The sequence below is a fragment of the Acinetobacter sp. LipI_15 genome (assembly GCF_058242865.1).
In genome coordinates this window covers 913,563-930,201 of sequence record NZ_JBZAYN010000001.1, presented here as the reverse complement: position 1 = coordinate 930,201, position 16,639 = coordinate 913,563, and the positions used below count along the sequence as shown (strand labels likewise).

Sequence of the window (16,639 nt, the reverse complement as noted above, 5' to 3'; positions counted from 1 at the left end):
GCCGTCCTTTTCTATCTATGGCGTGTAAATCAGGTTAAAACTTAATACGCTTTGTTTTCGCTACGTAATACTTCAACCAATTGATTAAAGTCTTCAGGCCATGGTGCTTCAAACATCATGTCTTCACCTGTACGTGGATGAACGAGACCCAATTTAACCGCATGTAAAGCCTGACGTTTAAAGCCACGTAAAGTGTCATCTAATAACACCGACGCGCCTGCAGGCATACGTACACGTGGTACATACACTTGATCGCCCACAAGACCATGACCGATATAAGTAAAATGCACACGAATTTGATGGGTACGACCCGTTTCTAGACGTGCTTGAACGCGGGTAAAGTTTTGGAAACGTTCTTTCACATTATAGTGAGTCACCGCATCTTTACCGCCCGGCAAGACAGCCATTTTGATGCGATCGACAGGATGACGCTTAATTGGTTCATCGACTGTACCGCCAGCAATAATGTTGCCATATACGATCAAATCGTAAATACGGTAAACCGATTTCTTCGCCAATTGCTTACTTAAAGAAAATTGGGATTCGAGGTTTTTCGCAACAACCAACAGACCTGAAGTATCTTTATCGATACGATGCACCAAACCTGCACGGGTCAACTCTGAAGATTTTGGGTAGTGATGCAAAATTGCATTCACCAATGTGCCTGTACTGTTTCCAGCGCCTGGATGAACAACCATACCGACAGGTTTATTAATCACCATAATATCGTCATCTTCATAGACAATATTGAGTGGAATATCTTCAGGTAAGCTACGGGTTTGTGCCTCTAACTCGACGTCTAAAGTCAGTAACTCTGTGCCTTCGCATTTGTACTTTGGTTTCACAGTGTTACCATTGACCAACAAATGGCCCTCTTTGAGCCACTGTTTTAGCTTTTCACGAGAAAAATCAGTCCAAACCAGTGCTGAAACCTGATCAATACGTTGTCCTAAATAGCTTTCATCCAATTGAAATTGCAACGATAAACGTGTTGCAGTTGAGTCTGAAGTATGGTTATCTGCATCCTCAGAATCTTCAAGTAAATTGAAATCAGTTTCAGGGAAATTAGAATTGGAAGATTGTGCTTGACTCATTTGCTCATTCAGACAAAAGTGGTTTAATAGTTCAATTGTAGCTCATTGCCCGTATTAACAGAGGAATTTTTATGTCGCTACCAAAATATAAAATGACAATGCTTGCTCTAACAATAGGCATTGCATCGGCAATGGTAGGCTGTAGCAGTAATCCAAAGAAAGAAGTGGTCGACACAGGTCCACAATCAAGCGAACAGATTTATATCGAAAAAGCACAAAAAGCGCTTGAACGTAACCAATATACAGATGCAGCAAAACACCTTGAAGCTCTAGAGACCTACTACCCTACAGGTAACTATGCGCAGCAAGCACAACTTGAACTATTGTATGTAAAGTTTCAGCAAAAAGACTATGAAGGTGCGATTGCACTTGCAGACCGTTTTATTCGTATGAACCCACAGCATCCGCAAGTTGATTATGCGTACTACGTGCGTGGTGTTTCAAACATGGAGCAAAACTACAATGGTTTGCTTCGCTATACTTCTTTAAAGCAATCGCATCGTGATGTGAGCTATCTCAAAGTGGCTTATCAAAACTTTGTCGACTTTATCCGTCGCTACCCATCGAGCGAATATGCAGTCGATGCCGCACAACGTATGAAGTTCATCAGTCAAGAATTGGCTGAAAGCGAAATGAATGCGGCACGTTTTAATGTGAAGCGTAAAGCATGGTTAGCTGCTGTTGAACGTTCACTTTGGGTGATCGAACATTATCCGCAAGCGCCACAAGTTCCAGAAGCTCTAGCGACTGTAGCCTATGGTTATGACAAACTTGGTGATAAAACCACGTCTCAGCAATACATTGAAGTACTTAAACTGAACTATCCAAAACTTGTGAAGTCAGACGGTACAGTCAATATGCGTGCTGCACGTAGTGAAGGCAGCTTCCTTAACCGTGCAACCTTAGGTATTTTCGGTAAAGAAGCACAAACGATGTCTGAGCAAACCTCTACAGACGCGGTTGAAACTGATGAAGAAAAACGTAGTTTAACTAATCGTTTAAGCTTTGGCTTACTCGATCGTCCAAAAGATGAAAAAACACAATCGGCCGAAGCAGCTGAATAATATAGTCGCAACGAAGGTCGATTTTTCACAAAGGGCAAGTTAGAATACTTGCCCTTTTATCTTTTCAGGATCTACAGATTCGGTTAGATTAAAAGGTATACAATAGTTCGATGGACGATGCTGTACGGCATCCCCACTGAACTTACAGCATTGCTGATTTCAACATATTTCACGAACTGCCCAAATTCAATAGATAGACAGATAAAACAGCATGGCCATTCCTCAACATACAATTGATCAAATTTTAGATCGCACCGATATTGTCGATGTGATTGGTCAATTTGTGAAATTGAAAAAGACTGGACGCACCTACTCCGGATGCTGCCCATTCCATCAGGAAAAATCGCCATCTTTCCATGTCTATCGTGATAAACAATATTTTCACTGCTTTGGTTGTCAGGCCAATGGTAATGCCATCCGTTTTTTAATGGATATTGGTAGCCGTAACTTCATAGAAGTGATGAAGGATTTATCAAGCCAAACAGGTATTGAACTACCGAAAGACAATAACGATTCCAATAAACTCAAATATAAACGCGAATCTAAACCCAAACCTGTACAAAAACCTGCAATCGAAGCAAAAGCTCTGCCGCCCAAAACAGGCGAAACCGATACAAATCCTGCTGCAGTAAATTTCGAACACGACCCATTTGCTGAGTTTCAAAATAACGAAGATGCCTTTTATGGGAACGATCCGTTTGCTCACTTTGACCAAGTTGCCAATGGTTTTGAAGATGTGCCGCAAGACGGAAACTTATATGACTTGCTGGAAAATGTCGCACAGTTTTATGAGCAACAACTGCCGCTCAGTCCAATTGGGCAAGCTTATTTTAAACAACGGGGTCTCAGTGCAGACACCATTGCCTATTGGCGTTTAGGCTATGCCCCCGAAGATTGGCAACATCTGGAAAAAGCCTTTCCACAAGATATCGAAGGACTCAAACTCCTCGGTTTGATTCGCACCAGTGATAGTGGTCGTGACTTTGACTTACTGCGTGAGCGGGTGATTTTCCCGATTCGAGATGCGAAAGGTCGTGTGGTCGGTTTTGGTGGTCGTGCCCTAAATGATGAAATCAAACCGAAGTACATCAACTCTCCAGACTCCGAAGTTTTCCATAAAAATCAGTTACTTTATGGTTTATATGAAGGCCGTAAACAAAAAGCCCAAGATTGGTTAATGGTCGAAGGTTATATGGATGTCATTGCCCTACAGCAATATGGCATTCATGGCGCTGTAGCGACTTTAGGGACTGCCAGTAATACTGAACATTTAAACATTTTATTTAAGCAAAATAGCCGTATTACCATTGCATTTGATGGTGATGCCGCAGGTCAAAAAGCAGCTCGTCGTACGCTCGAAATTGCACTGCCATTACTGAATGATGGACGTGAACTTAAATTCTTTGTTTTGCCAAATGACCACGACCCAGATTCACTGATCCGCCGTGAAGGTATTGAAAATTTTCGACGTTTACTGGACACCTCACCGCTACTTTCTGAGTTTGTTTTTGCACATTTAACGCAAAATCATAATGTTGCTTCGCCTGAAGGTAAAAGTCAGGTGATGGGCGAACTGAGACAACTGACTGAACTGTTGCCGAAAGGTGGTTCATATCGTTATTTGCTACAGCAATATTTCCGTGAAAAATTAGGGTTTAGCCGAAAGTGGCAGCCTCAAGTCAATAATGATGCATCATTGAGCTTTAGTACAAAAATTGATGCCGAAGAATATGTGATTGCGATTTTAATCAATCATCCTTATCTCTACATTCATTTTGAGCCTTTACGCGCCTTAGTTTCACAAGATCTCTTGCTTTATCACGTTTTAAATATTTTCAATGTGATTTTTGATGAATTGCCTGATGACCCAGAGTTATCGACCTATTATGTACTCGGTGCATGTGCAGCGCATCATCATGAATTACAACATATTTTAGAGCATGCCAATATCAGTGACTATACGTCATCACCTGAACAGGCAGATAAACTTGCAGCAGATTTATCGACAAAATTGCAATATCAATTCTTACAACTCAAGATCAAGTCGAATAAGTTTTCTAGCCTTGCTGAAATGCGTAATTTAAAACAACGTATTTATGATATTGATAAAAAAAGATCGCTCACGCTCCTTGAAGATTAAGTTTTAACTTCAAGTTCAAGCTGTGAACGACATGCTATTCAATGAATCAGCTTATTTATTTCTTTGGTTTACGGCGATTTTCAGCAACATTAACTAAATCTTGTTCTAACATTTCAAAATAAGCAGGATTTTCCGCCATCGCAGCATTGCGCAGCACGATAGAGGTTGGATGCAACAGCTTTTGGGTTAAACGATGCGACATTTCTTGCATAATCTTCGCAGCATCTTCGCCCTTTTGTAGACGATTCAGGGCTAAAGCCAGTTCTTCTTGACGCAATGACTCACCATGTTCACGGTATGCATGAATTGTCGAGCCAGCCAAATTCACTTTTTGCTGTGTGATTAAATCTGTCGCAAGCTGATTAACCATCACTTCGGCTTCAACTGCCGCCTGACGACGCTGAGCCAAGTTTTCTTCTATGACTGTTTGCAGATCATCTACACCATATAAATAAACACCATCTAAACTTTCAACTTTGGCTTCAATATCACGGGGTACCGCCAAATCGACCAACAACATTTGTTTATAACGGCGTTTTTTCAATGCTGCTTTGACATCCGCAAAATAAATCACTTGATGCAAGCTTCCAGTACAACTTGAAATTACATCTGCGCGATGTAAATTGTCTGCCAAATCTGCAAAATCAATTATTTCAACTTCTACACGATGAGCAATCTCTTGCGATAAAGCTTCGGCACGAGCACGTGTACGGTTACAGATAATAATTCTACCCACACCCATTTCGGCCAAATGCTTCGCAACCAAGCTATTCATTTCACCAGCAGCAACAATCATGACCGTCAATTTTTCAGGCTGACTAAAAACCTGTAAAGCTAGCTGAGCAACGGCATAGCCCATCGACACCGCATGACTTCCTACGGCTGTTTCAGAACGCACTCGTTTTGCCGCATAAAAGGCATATTCAAAAATACGGTTTAAATTTGGGGAGACAGTTTCGGCATCTTTGGCTAAGGACAAAGCCGTTTTAACTTGACCTAAGATTTGAGGCTCACCAAGCATGAGCGAATCCAAGCCGCTAGCCACACGCATGAGGTGTGTCACCGCCTGTGCATTTTCATAACGATACACATGATTTGACAATTGCTTTACATCAATACCATTTGATTGGGCAAGCCAATTCAATACCATGTCTGCATTTTCAGACATCGCATAGACCTCAGTACGATTACATGTAGACACCACCACCATGTCATTAAGTTCAGGTGCATGGCTTTGCTGTTCAAGCAGCGCTGTTAACTTTTCAGGGTTAAATGCAATCTGTTCGCGCAGTTCTACAGAGGCGGTTTGATGGTTGACACCCAATGCAAAGAAAGACATATCAGATCATCATTTCGCTAAATTTATGCTATTGTGCATTATCGGCGTCATAAAAAGCATTACTTGGATCAAGAAAAATTGCGTCTAACAAATAGCCGACTGAACGGCCAGACAATAAAGCAGTATTCTACCACATTCTTACTTGTTGGTAGCATGGCTTCTACTGCCCCAATTCGGGCCGTGGGAGAAGTTTACCATGCAAATTCAGGATATGATGCAATTAAACAAAGTATGATTGCAGAATTTGCCTTAGCTTATAACGACATCCCAACCGCGCTTCATAATTACACCGTGCTTGCAATCAAAAGTAAATCCACCATGGTCAAACAGCGTGCTTTAAACGTTGCTATTGAGCAAAATGATTTACAAGCAGCCTTAGATATTGCTACACATTGGGTTGTGCAAGAACCTGAAGATGTACCAGCATTATTTTATTTATCACATATTGCTTTGAAAGCCCATGAATATGAGCTTGCCGCCGAAACACTTGATAAAATTTTAACCATTGACCCAAATGCAGATTTAGAACAAATTTTGGCGGGTATTTCCCCTGAATCAGAGGAAGATCGCGCTTATCTGATTCAAGCACTGACCGCTAGCAAGGAAAAAACCAACCCTTCTATTTTGGTCTTAGTCGCAGGTTTACAAGCTCAAAATGGTGCCTTTGCTGATGCCTTAGACACCATTAATTTAGCACTGAAAAAACGCCCGAAAGTGACTGGCTATATCTTAATGAAAGCCAATTTACTTATATCGTTAGGTGATGAAGAAGAAACCTTAAAATGGTTCGAAAAATCCAGCCGTAAACACCGCAACAATATGGAAGTTCGCTTAGCAGAAGCAAAATATTTAATTAAAATCAATCAGTCAGAATTAGGTCTAGAAAAACTCGAAGGTATACTAAAGAAATGGCCATCTGCTGAAGAACCGCTATTTATGGCAGGTTTGACCAGTATTGACTTAGAGCTTTATGAAAAAGCCGAAAAGTATTTGGTGGAGTTACGTTATTCGAGCAAATACCAAAATGAAGCGTATTACTATCTCGCAGTAAATGCTGAACGCAAACAGCATTATGAAACGGCAAAAGCCTATTATCGCCTTGTTGATGGCAGTCTTTATACGGTTTCACGTCGCAATATGGTCAGCATTTTTAGCCAGCAAAATAAGCTGCATGATGCACTGCGCTTTTTAACCCAAGAGCGGGTTAATTATCCTCAACATGCCAGTTTTTTATATCTTGCTCAGGCAGATATTTTAAAACGCATGAACAATAAAAAAGCAGCAGTTCGTTTGCTTGATGAAGCGGTAAAAAACTTGCCCGAAGATCCTGAGCTCATTTATGCCGAAGTTCTACTGCTCGACGCCCATCAAGATAAAGATAGACTCGACCAATTACTAAAACAATTACTTGAAATTGAACCCAATAGCCCGACCTATTTAAATGCATATGCCTATACCTTGGCGGTACAAAATAGACGCTTAGATGAAGCCCGAAAATACGTCGAACATGCCTTAGAATATGCTCCTGAGCAAGCCTCAATTTTAGATACGTTCGGTTATATTTGTTATTTGCAAAATGATTTTAGTACATCTGCATCTGTTTTGGCCAAAGCGTATGAACTGAGTAATAGTTTAAAAATTGGCATTCGCTACGCACGATCAGTCTTCATGCAAGGTGATATGAATAAGTTTGACGCGTTGTTACAACAACTCCAACAAAAACATCCGAATGATCCGCAATTAGAGCAACTACATTCGTTATTGTTACCCCAACCCATGAAAAAGAGTTAGAAAGACTTTATGCAAGTATCTTCAAAATTTGGGGTATCTGCCCTGACCTGCTGCGCTTTATTTTTTACCGGTTGTCAGCAATATGTTAAAACACCCGCTCAACCTAGCCCTGAAGAGGTCGCTGCAAATCAATTCAACTTACAAGGTAAGATTGGTGTGCGCACGCCACAACAGTCAGGAAGTGCTTTTTTTACTTGGGTTCAAGACCGCAATGAATATGATATCGAACTGAGTGGCATATTAGGTGTTGGAAAAACTCAAATCAACGGTAAACCCGGTCAAGTTCAACTCAATAGTGCAAAAACCGGTTTGATTGAAGCAGAAACACCAGAAGAATTACTCGAACGTGCTACCGGTTGGCAAGCTCCCATTACCCACCTCATCGACTGGGTACAGGCGCGCCCTGCAACCACACAAGCAAAAATTCAACGCGATACTGCGCAGCGCCCACAACAGATTATTGAAGATGGTTGGACCGTTGAACTCAGTTATAACGAGACTGCGACGGTACCGAACAAGTTAATTTTAAAACAAGCACTTGAATCCGGTCAGGAAAACCGTATTACAATGGTGATTCAAAATCGTTAATTTGCCTAAAAGCTGAACTATGACTTCCATGATTCGTGTACCTTCTCCTGCAAAACTCAATTTGTTTTTGCACATTACTGGCCGACGTCCAAATGGATATCACGAATTACAGACGATTTTTCAGCTCATCGATTTATCTGATTGGATGGAATTTCACCCACTTGCAAATTCTGCTGATGAATATTTTATTCAAATTGAGGGCTTAAACAGCGTCAATCTAGAGCAAAATTTAATTTATCGTGCTGCTCAAATACTCAAACCGTTTGCTAAAGCACTGACTGCACAAAAAATCCACATTGAAAAAAATATTCCGATGGGTGCAGGGCTCGGCGGTGGTTCATCCAATGCAGCCACCACCCTAATCGTGCTTAATCAACTATGGAAATGCGGTCTAAATACCGAACAACTTGCAGAGTTCGGCTTACAACTTGGGGCAGATGTTCCAGTGTTTGTACATGGTCTAAATGCATGGGCAGAAGGCATCGGTGAACACTTAACATTCATAGATTTAGCTCAAAAACAGTACATTGTGTTAAAACCTGACTGTTTTATCAGCACTCAACTGCTTTTTTCACAAAAAACGTTGACAAGAGACTCAAAGCCCACTAAATTTTGCGGCTATCAGGAAACGCCATCTGATTTTGGAAATAACTTTGAGCCTGTGGCACGAAGCTTATATCTCGAAGTCGATGAAGCAATGCGGTACTTAGATCAGTTCGGTACAGCAAAGCTTACAGGTACAGGTGCTTGTGTATTTACTGAAGTGACTGAAAATATGAATATTGATGACATATTGAAAAATGCACCATGTAAATCTTACTTGGTTCGCAGTTTGCAAGAATCACCATTACGTCATTTTGAGGTTTGATATAGGGGCGTCGCCAAGTGGTAAGGCACCGGGTTTTGATCTCGGCATCCGTTGGTTCGAATCCAGCCGCCCCTGCCATCATTTTTCACCTGTAGATGTAATTGCTGTAAAGTATTAGGGGCGTCGCCAAGTGGTAAGGCACCGGGTTTTGATCTCGGCATCCGTTGGTTCGAATCCAGCCGCCCCTGCCATTTACTTTATTCGCTATTTCATCAATTTAGGGGCGTCGCCAAGTGGTAAGGCACCGGGTTTTGATCTCGGCATCCGTTGGTTCGAATCCAGCCGCCCCTGCCATTTACTTCAAAAAAGACAGAGCATAATTTGCAGTATCTTTGTTGTTTCAACTTGACAAAATACCGTAAAAATATTAAAGTTCTGCCGCATTAGGGGCGTCGCCAAGTGGTAAGGCACCGGGTTTTGATCTCGGCATCCGTTGGTTCGAATCCAGCCGCCCCTGCCATCTAATTCTCCAATTTGCCAACCGCCAAGGGTGCTTCATGCCCAATCTTGTCGTTTTTAGTGGATCTGCACATCCACAATTCGCCCAAAAAGTCGTTAGCCACCTTCACATCCCTCTAGGTGCTGCATCTGTAGGTCAATTTTCTGACGGTGAAATCGCTGTCGAAATTACTGAAAATGTTCGTGGTAAAGACGTATTCATCGTACAACCAACTTGTGCTCCAACTAACGATAACCTTATGGAAATCTTAGTTATGGCTGATGCTTTGCGTCGAGCAAGTGCTGGTCGTATCACTGCTGTCATTCCTTATTTTGGTTATGCTCGTCAAGACCGTCGTCCACGTTCAAGCCGCGTGCCAATTACAGCAAAAGTTGTTGCAGATATGCTCACAACTGTTGGTATTGACCGCGTTGTCATGATCGACCTTCATGCTGACCAAATCCAAGGTTTCTTCGATATTCCTGTAGACAACATCTACGGTACTCCTGCGCTTTTAGCAGATCTTCGTCAACAGTCACACGACAACTTAATGGTTGTTTCTCCTGACGTTGGTGGTGTAGTACGTGCGCGTGCTGTAGCTAAGCAAATGGGTGATATCGATCTTGCGATCATCGACAAACGCCGTCAAAAAGCGAATGAATCTCAAGTAATGCACTTGATCGGTGACGTTAAAGGCCGTGACTGTGTCATCGTTGATGATATGGTGGATACAGCAGGTACATTGTGTAAAGCTGCTGACGCACTAAAAACTTTTGGTGCTCGCAAAGTTGTTGCTTACGCAACTCACCCAGTACTTTCTGGTAAAGCTTTAGAAAACTTGAAAAACTCTGTGATTGACGAATTGGTTGTAACAGACACCATTCCGCTTTCAGAAGAAGCTCAAGCTCTTGGTAAGATTCGCCAAGTTTCAGTTGCAAGTATGGTTGCTGAAACAATTCGTCGTATTAACAACGAAGAATCTATTAGCGCAATGTTCGATTCTTATCTATAATATAGCGCTAAATTTAAAAGCCCTGCCTTTTGGTGGGGCTTTCTATCACTAGACTGGTCGAAGGTCTAGTCAATTAAACTTAAATAGGAATGTCTATCATGGCAAACTTCGTATTAAATGCAGTAGCACGTGAAGAAGCAGTACAAGGGAAAGGTTCGAGCCGCCGCCTTCGTCTTCAAAATAAAGTACCAGCAATCATCTACGGTGGTGCAGCTGAACCTGTAGCAGTTACTTTAGAACTTCGCGAACTTGTTAAAGCTTTAGAAAGCAACGCGTTCTTTGAAGAAGTTGTTGAAATCAACATCGACGGTAAAGCTGAAAGCGTTAAAATCCAAGCTTTACAACGTCACCCAGCTAAAAACACTCCTATGCACGCTGACTTCAAACGCGCATAAGTGTTAAATGGTGTAAATGAGTGAGCAAACTTTCACTGATTGTTGGTTTGGGTAACCCAGGTTCTGAGTATGCCCAAACCCGCCATAATGCAGGCTTCTGGTTTGTAGAACGCCTTGCAGAACAATATGGCATCCAACTTAAAGCTGATCCTAAATATAAAGGCATCAGTGGTCGTGGTAATATCGAAGGTCAAGACGTTCGTCTGCTGTTACCCACAACCTTTATGAACCTCTCAGGTCAAAGTGTTGTTCCCTTCGCCAAATTCTATCAAATTGCTCCTGAAGCAATGCTTATCGCACACGATGAACTCGATATGAACCCGGGTGTCATTCGCCTGAAAACGGGCGGTGGTCATGGTGGTCATAATGGTTTACGCGATATCGTCCCGCATATTGGTCCAAATTTCCATCGTTTACGTATTGGTATTGGTCATCCTGGTTCTAAAGAACGTGTCTCAAGCCATGTTTTAGGTAAAGCACCAAGTAGTGAACAAGGTTTAATGGATGATGCAATTGCACATGCCTTATCACGTACTAAATTGTTGGTAAGTGGTGAGATTCAGCAAGCCATGAACCAGATCAATGCTTACAAATAGAACTGACAATTCCACAAATTATTGAACAATACTTATTGCCATCTGAATGATTTCAGAGCAAAATGCGCTTGCATTTGACTGCTCACCCAGCATTCAAGAGATTGTTCCACCATAAGATACGATCTTAGGTCTACCAAGGAGACGCTAGCCATGCTATCTCGTTTATTAAAAGCTAAAATCCACCGTTGCGTCGTTACACAAGCAGAATTACATTATGAAGGTTCTTGTGCAATTGACGGTATTCTTCTAGATTTAGCCGGTATCCGTGAATATGAAGAAATTCATATGTGGAACGTGACTAATGGTAAGCGTTTTACCACTTATGCCATTCGTGGTGAAGAAGGTTCTGGCATTATCTCTGTAAATGGCGGTGCTGCTCACCAAGCAGATATTGGCGACTTGTTGATTATCGCAACTTTTGGCGATTTCACAGAAGCCGAAGCAAATGCACATAAGCCACGCTTAGTCTATGCGAACCCAAACAACACAGTGAACCACACAGCGAACTGTATTCCAGTTCAGGTTGCTTAATTCAAGCATTTAAAAAATTCTAAAAAGCCCGCAAAATTTGCGGGCTTTTTTATGGCTGAACTATGCATTATTGACTACGAAAATTCAGTATTAGACGCATATCACTACATACAACTCAACAGCTCAATTTGTCTACCCTGCTCTCGGGCCCTTCCACCATGCTTGGTTTTGTTTACAATCAAAGGGCTGTAAATGCTCTCCGACCAACCCCACCAACAAAGGCTGACCATTTTCTTGTACCTTTAGCTCTGCATATTGCGCATCGCGATAGCACGGTTCCAAACCTTCAGCAAATAAAAAGCTGCTCGCAGCGGGATATAAACCCTCAAATCTATTGTCAGGATTTTTGAGCACCAGTTTTGTGGATGAGCTTGGATACTGCGCTAACAACTCTGGGTTGAAACTGGTTCGAATCACTCTACGCTGTGCATCAAGCTGCACATAACTCACAATACTTTTTTGATCGACAAAATAGTCACGGTGTACATTTTCTTCTGTATTTGCTTTGGCAGCCTGCCCATTGGCAGATTGCTCTTTTGATGGCTGACCACCAAAATAGAGCTGATAATTCAAGGCCATATAATCCCCTTGAATTAAAGAGCGCGGATCGACAGGTTGCAGCTTTACATAAATACTCTGACTGTTTGCCAAATGCCATTCATGACGTGCAATCATCAGTACGAATATAAGAATACTGAGTACAGCCAAACCAATAGGAAGTATTTTTTTATTAAGTATGGTCATCACACATCTCCCCCTTGTTTAAGCTGTATCGCAGATAACATCTTGGTGATACCAAGCAACAATAGACCAGAAATCAAAATCGTTAAACTTTTCAATAAAAAACTCAGACCCAAATTGTAATACAGCATCCATAAGCTAAAAATGATCAACAAGATGCTCAAGGCTTTAACCAAAGATTGCTGATAGACCTGCGCCCATGCCAATAAAACCAATAACAAGAAAATTTCAAAATAGCCCATCGCAATCAGCACAAGGCCCAATAGCAGTAACAGCCATTTTTCGCTCCCCACCTGTTTTTGCTGATTTGCGATGTAAAGGCCAAGCCAAACCACAGGCAGTAGATAAACGATAAACAGGTCAAGAACACCATGTTGGGTCTGTTCAAAATGTAGAACGTTATTTGACAAGGTCTGCAACACCACACCCGCCAATACGATGCATAACATCCACAACACAACACTTTTTCGATACATCGAGTGCAACCAAGCTGTTGCACTCCCGAGCAAGAAAATCAGTAGAATATAATTCAATCCAATCACAGCTAAGATGACATGTTCATCGCTCATAAAAAGATCGGCATCAAATAGTGTGGCCACTGCAAGGCCATATCCTGCAATGAGTTGAATAAAAACAATAAACCAATGCATTCGACTAAACAAACAGAGCAAGATAACGCCAATTTGTAATACTAAAATAAACCCAATGCTATCGGTCAAGCTCTCTGTATGTATGAAGACCGCAGATTGGCCACATACCCATAAGCAGTAAGCAAATTGGCGACTAAAGATACTTTTAGCTCGTCGAATCAACCACCAAGCCACAGCCACAAAAACTAAGCCCATGACGATTGAAAACGCCTTCCAATAGGTCAGCAATAAGCTCGATAAAATAATGCCTGCGAACCATGCCCCAATCGCTAAAGGAATAACCGCAAATTTAGTCTGTGGCAGAAATTTCATCAGTGCCCAACTGATCACCGCAAACCAAGCAAATATCAGCAAGGCAAAAACCAACAATCCTGCACTCGAGTCAGATAAAATATGTTCTGCCCATTGGAAAATCAAAATACTGAAACTCGCGGCGAGACCTGCAGCTTGTAAACTGGTTTCTAATGCACGATGTTGTCGATAAAAATAGATAACCAGATAAATTGGAAGCAACAATGCAAAAATTAAATATTGCCATTGATACTGCTCTGCCCCATTTCCGCAGTATAAAAACATGCAATACATCGACATTAGTGTAATAAATGCAACAAATACAAAGCGCAGTGCAGCATAATATTTCAAACACAAGGTCACACATATTGCGGTCAATACATTCATGCAGAGTAAATACCACCATGAATGATCAACGATTAAATAGCTTTGTTTAAAATATAAAAATAATGCCAATTGACTGATCAAACACAGTAACGCAAAGACTCCAATATTCGGTCGAGATAACCAAGGTAAAAGCAGCAAAGCCCAGACCAAAAATAACAGATAACTGTCTGCTCCTGTTTGATAGACCTGCCCAATCACAGCTAAACTTAATCCGAGCAACAAAGCACTTAAAGCATCTAAGCTTTGCTGAATCCAAGCATGCCTTACAAAATATACACTCGTCACAGCACTCAGTACCAACAGCAACATTGGAATTGCCAATTGAATAAATTTGGGTAACATCAGCCAGTTTGCCGCGATCAAATACATGAAACTGGCTGCTATCAGTGCAACACCGATCACTTGCAGATACCGAATGACCTGTACATCTTGGAACAGATCTGTTGAAAACTCTTGATCTAACTGTGAACGATGCAGCTTTATATTCTGCTGCTGAGAATGCTGAGGAAGCGTCATTTTTTATCATTATGCAATCATGGTTGATTTATCGGCACGATAGCATGCTTTGGCACACTTTATAAAAATGCTTACAAATCCAATCTTATAACTTTACTTATCTAAAATTTTGCAAATGATTCTACGCAATAATTCCCCATCACCACACAAACAGGTCTATACTCAAGACACATCGCTTCAGGGCGGGGTGAAATTCCCCACCGGTGGTAAATTTGCTGGGTTGAAAGCCCTGCAAAAAGCCCACGAGCCAATCGTTTAAACGCGATTCGCAGATCAGGTGCAATACCTGAGCCGACGGTATAGTCCGGATGAAAGAAGACGACGTCACATCTCTATATCATTGATCATTTTCAATATATATCGTAACGCCACTATTTCACATGTCCTGAAATGTTCAACCGTATCTAAAATTTACGCGAGCGTTTCAATGTCTAGTTTAATTCAACCCGAAATTTTCTTTTCTGCCCTTCCACCTGCAGAACAGCGCATGCTGCAAGCCTTAGAAGACATTCGTCATGGCAAGCCTGTTTTAGTCATGGACGATTTTGACCGTGAAAATGAAGCCGACCTGATTGTTGCTGCAGAAACACTGACTGTAGAAACCATGGCACGTATGATTCGTGACGGTTCAGGGGTTGTCTGCCTGTGTTTAACCGATGCTCAGGCTAATCATTTAGAACTTCCACCCATGGTGTCTGATAACTCTAGCCATTTTAAAACTGCCTTTACTGTCACCATTGAAGCTGCGGAAGGTGTTACTACTGGAGTTTCTGCAAAAGACCGAACAACTACAGTCAAAGCCGCAATTAAAGATGGTGCTGTTGCTGCTGACTTAAACCGTCCGGGTCATGTTTTTCCTTTACGTGCGCGTGAAGGCGGCGTATTGACCCGTCGCGGACATACTGAAGGGACTATTGATTTGGCACGTCTGGCCGGTTTAAAACCTGCAGGTGTTTTGTGTGAATTAACCAACCCAGACGGCACAATGGCGAATGGCGTACAAGTTTTAGCGTATGCACAAACCCATCACTTGACTGTACTCACCATTGAAGAAATTGTGCAATATCGTTTACAGCACAATCTCTAGTGCGAATTAATTAAAGCTCTACACGTTCATAAAAAGGCTGACTGAATCAGCCTTTTTATTTTTTACTGCATATTTCAAATTAAGAATTAAACCGTGAATATGCTATAGATCCCGTAGATGGCAACTACCATTAAAATCACCCCACACAGGGTCAACAATTTTTTATACCAGCGAGATTTCGACAATCGATGAAAAGACAAATACACCAAAGACAAGGTTGCGAAATCTAAAACGATCCAACTCAGGGTCAACACAATTAAACTCAGATTAAGATGAGGAGTAATTCCTACAAACTGCGGAAAAAATGATGCGAAAAAAATAATATCCTTAGGATTTGAAATCCCCACGATCAATCCTTTCTTAAAGCCCCCTTGTGCTGCTTTTAACTGCAGAGATTGTGCAGTGGGCTGTATAGTTACTTCTTTTAAAATATCAAAACCAATATAAGCAATATATAAACAACCCAGTATTTTAATGCCATCGAGCCAATGCACATTAACATTTAAAATGCCTTTTAAAATACACACTGACAGCACAATCAAAATCAGTGACGCAAAATTTGTCCCGACAATGGTTTGAAATGCCTTTTTATATCCGCCTTGTAAACCTGAACTTGCGACCAACAGCATGACAGGTCCAGGTGTTGCAATCATCACGATGACTGCCACACAATATAAAAAGTACTCCGAATAATTCACGCTGAGATTCCTTTACTTATTTTTTTACATCACGATAAATTTCATAAATAAAAAAAGAGGACTTATAGCCAAATCCTAAAAACTATAGAACAATAGAGATATGGGATATTCAAAAGATTTTAAAGACAAAGTCATAGAAATTATGATTCGAGATGAAATGTCTGTGCGAAAAGCAGCACAGCATTTTAACATCTGTATACAAACGATTCAGAACTGGAAAAAGTCCACTACAAACAAACCTATTCCTGGCCGTCCAGCTAAAATTAGCAGAGAGCAAATATTGAAGGATGTTGAACAATATCCTGATGATTATCAGTATGAGCGAGCTGAACGTTTAGGAGTAAGCACTCATGCGGTATTTAATGCATTACATGCCGCAGGAATATCGCGTAAAAAAAGACGTTAAAGCATC

At 41.3% G+C, this 16,639-nt stretch carries 16 protein-coding genes, 4 tRNA genes and 1 riboswitch; of the genes, 15 read left to right on the top strand and 5 right to left on the bottom strand.

Features of this window, described 5'->3' with window-relative positions; all coding sequences use genetic code 11:
• Positions 1–41: 41 nt before the first annotated feature.
• Positions 42–1,094: a 23S rRNA pseudouridine(1911/1915/1917) synthase RluD gene (gene rluD, locus AC4CU0_RS04500; RefSeq protein ID WP_078192173.1), complete on the bottom strand. Its 1,053-nt coding sequence runs from the start codon at positions 1,092–1,094 to the stop codon at positions 42–44.
• A gap of 71 nt (positions 1,095–1,165) precedes the next feature.
• On the opposite strand from rluD, the gene AC4CU0_RS04495 reads away from it, so the two are divergent.
• On the top strand, positions 1,166–2,158 hold the full coding sequence (locus tag AC4CU0_RS04495; protein WP_490742560.1) for an outer membrane protein assembly factor BamD: 993 nt from the start codon (positions 1,166–1,168) through the stop codon (positions 2,156–2,158).
• Positions 2,159–2,369: 211 nt separating this feature from the next.
• A complete protein-coding gene (locus AC4CU0_RS04490; RefSeq protein WP_490742559.1) occupies positions 2,370–4,298 on the top strand; it encodes a DNA primase in 1,929 nt (642 codons plus the stop codon).
• A 55-nt stretch (positions 4,299–4,353) separates the two neighbouring features.
• On the opposite strand, the gene hemA is transcribed toward AC4CU0_RS04490, so the two are convergent.
• A complete protein-coding gene (gene hemA / locus AC4CU0_RS04485; RefSeq protein ID WP_490742558.1) occupies positions 4,354–5,637 on the bottom strand; it encodes a glutamyl-tRNA reductase in 1,284 nt (427 codons plus the stop codon).
• A gap of 78 nt (positions 5,638–5,715) precedes the next feature.
• Between hemA and AC4CU0_RS04480 the strand changes: the two genes are divergently transcribed.
• From AC4CU0_RS04480 to panD, 11 genes are all read left to right on the top strand, one after another.
• Positions 5,716–7,428, top strand: coding sequence for a tetratricopeptide repeat protein (locus tag AC4CU0_RS04480; protein ID WP_490742557.1), 1,713 nt, complete (start codon positions 5,716–5,718; stop codon positions 7,426–7,428).
• A gap of 9 nt (positions 7,429–7,437) precedes the next feature.
• Complete coding sequence (lolB, locus tag AC4CU0_RS04475) at positions 7,438–8,016, top strand: lipoprotein insertase outer membrane protein LolB (protein ID WP_490742556.1); 579 nt, start codon at positions 7,438–7,440, stop codon at positions 8,014–8,016.
• Between the two features lie 28 nt (positions 8,017–8,044).
• Positions 8,045–8,884: a 4-(cytidine 5'-diphospho)-2-C-methyl-D-erythritol kinase gene (gene ispE, locus AC4CU0_RS04470; RefSeq protein WP_490743460.1), complete on the top strand. Its 840-nt coding sequence runs from the start codon at positions 8,045–8,047 to the stop codon at positions 8,882–8,884.
• 3 nt (positions 8,885–8,887) lie between these two features.
• Positions 8,888–8,962 (top strand) — tRNA-Gln (locus AC4CU0_RS04465).
• 38 nt (positions 8,963–9,000) lie between these two features.
• Positions 9,001–9,075: transfer RNA gene (locus AC4CU0_RS04460), tRNA-Gln, on the top strand.
• Positions 9,076–9,103: 28 nt separating this feature from the next.
• Positions 9,104–9,178: transfer RNA gene (locus AC4CU0_RS04455), tRNA-Gln, on the top strand.
• Between the two features lie 91 nt (positions 9,179–9,269).
• Positions 9,270–9,344, top strand: a tRNA-Gln gene (locus tag AC4CU0_RS04450).
• Positions 9,345–9,381: 37 nt separating this feature from the next.
• A complete protein-coding gene (locus tag AC4CU0_RS04445; protein WP_078191360.1) occupies positions 9,382–10,335 on the top strand; it encodes a ribose-phosphate pyrophosphokinase in 954 nt (317 codons plus the stop codon).
• A gap of 98 nt (positions 10,336–10,433) precedes the next feature.
• Positions 10,434–10,730 (top strand): 50S ribosomal protein L25, encoded by a 297-nt coding sequence (rplY, locus tag AC4CU0_RS04440; RefSeq protein ID WP_168378105.1) that lies wholly within the window; start codon positions 10,434–10,436, stop codon positions 10,728–10,730.
• 20 nt (positions 10,731–10,750) lie between these two features.
• A complete protein-coding gene (gene pth / locus AC4CU0_RS04435) occupies positions 10,751–11,326 on the top strand; it encodes an aminoacyl-tRNA hydrolase (RefSeq protein ID WP_490742555.1) in 576 nt (191 codons plus the stop codon).
• Between the two features lie 150 nt (positions 11,327–11,476).
• Positions 11,477–11,857: an aspartate 1-decarboxylase gene (panD, locus tag AC4CU0_RS04430; RefSeq protein WP_078191363.1), complete on the top strand. Its 381-nt coding sequence runs from the start codon at positions 11,477–11,479 to the stop codon at positions 11,855–11,857.
• A gap of 132 nt (positions 11,858–11,989) precedes the next feature.
• On the opposite strand, the gene AC4CU0_RS04425 is transcribed toward panD, so the two are convergent.
• Together AC4CU0_RS04425 and AC4CU0_RS04420 are read right to left on the bottom strand one after the other, a co-directional pair.
• On the bottom strand, positions 11,990–12,601 hold the full coding sequence (locus AC4CU0_RS04425) for a GDYXXLXY domain-containing protein (RefSeq protein WP_490742554.1): 612 nt from the start codon (positions 12,599–12,601) through the stop codon (positions 11,990–11,992).
• Complete coding sequence (locus AC4CU0_RS04420) at positions 12,601–14,442, bottom strand: DUF2157 domain-containing protein (RefSeq protein WP_490742553.1); 1,842 nt, start codon at positions 14,440–14,442, stop codon at positions 12,601–12,603. Before AC4CU0_RS04420 ends, AC4CU0_RS04425 begins: the two co-directional genes overlap by 1 nt.
• A 170-nt stretch (positions 14,443–14,612) precedes the next feature.
• Positions 14,613–14,766: riboswitch (FMN riboswitch) on the top strand.
• Between the two features lie 103 nt (positions 14,767–14,869).
• On the opposite strand from AC4CU0_RS04420, the gene ribB reads away from it, so the two are divergent.
• A complete protein-coding gene (gene ribB, locus AC4CU0_RS04415) occupies positions 14,870–15,529 on the top strand; it encodes a 3,4-dihydroxy-2-butanone-4-phosphate synthase (RefSeq protein WP_490742552.1) in 660 nt (219 codons plus the stop codon).
• 86 nt (positions 15,530–15,615) lie between these two features.
• On the opposite strand, the gene AC4CU0_RS04410 is transcribed toward ribB, so the two are convergent.
• A complete protein-coding gene (locus tag AC4CU0_RS04410) occupies positions 15,616–16,227 on the bottom strand; it encodes a LysE family translocator (RefSeq protein WP_490742551.1) in 612 nt (203 codons plus the stop codon).
• A gap of 100 nt (positions 16,228–16,327) precedes the next feature.
• On the opposite strand from AC4CU0_RS04410, the gene AC4CU0_RS04405 reads away from it, so the two are divergent.
• Positions 16,328–16,633: an IS630 transposase-related protein gene (locus AC4CU0_RS04405; RefSeq protein WP_087547287.1), complete on the top strand. Its 306-nt coding sequence runs from the start codon at positions 16,328–16,330 to the stop codon at positions 16,631–16,633.
• Positions 16,634–16,639: the final 6 nt, after the last annotated feature.

Coding starts and splice junctions, on each gene's coding strand:
- rplY (WP_168378105.1), top strand. CDS start 10,434: ATGGCAAACTTCGTATTAAATGCAGTAGCACGTGAAGAAGCAGTACAA.
- AC4CU0_RS04445 (WP_078191360.1), top strand. CDS start 9,382: ATGCCCAATCTTGTCGTTTTTAGTGGATCTGCACATCCACAATTCGCC.
- hemA (WP_490742558.1), bottom strand. CDS start 5,637: ATGTCTTTCTTTGCATTGGGTGTCAACCATCAAACCGCCTCTGTAGAA.
- ispE (WP_490743460.1), top strand. CDS start 8,045: ATGATTCGTGTACCTTCTCCTGCAAAACTCAATTTGTTTTTGCACATT.
- rluD (WP_078192173.1), bottom strand. CDS start 1,094: ATGAGTCAAGCACAATCTTCCAATTCTAATTTCCCTGAAACTGATTTC.
- AC4CU0_RS04495 (WP_490742560.1), top strand. CDS start 1,166: ATGTCGCTACCAAAATATAAAATGACAATGCTTGCTCTAACAATAGGC.
- panD (WP_078191363.1), top strand. CDS start 11,477: ATGCTATCTCGTTTATTAAAAGCTAAAATCCACCGTTGCGTCGTTACA.
- AC4CU0_RS04405 (WP_087547287.1), top strand. CDS start 16,328: ATGGGATATTCAAAAGATTTTAAAGACAAAGTCATAGAAATTATGATT.
- AC4CU0_RS04425 (WP_490742554.1), bottom strand. CDS start 12,601: ATGACCATACTTAATAAAAAAATACTTCCTATTGGTTTGGCTGTACTC.
- AC4CU0_RS04490 (WP_490742559.1), top strand. CDS start 2,370: ATGGCCATTCCTCAACATACAATTGATCAAATTTTAGATCGCACCGAT.
- ribB (WP_490742552.1), top strand. CDS start 14,870: ATGTCTAGTTTAATTCAACCCGAAATTTTCTTTTCTGCCCTTCCACCT.
- AC4CU0_RS04420 (WP_490742553.1), bottom strand. CDS start 14,442: ATGACGCTTCCTCAGCATTCTCAGCAGCAGAATATAAAGCTGCATCGT.
- lolB (WP_490742556.1), top strand. CDS start 7,438: ATGCAAGTATCTTCAAAATTTGGGGTATCTGCCCTGACCTGCTGCGCT.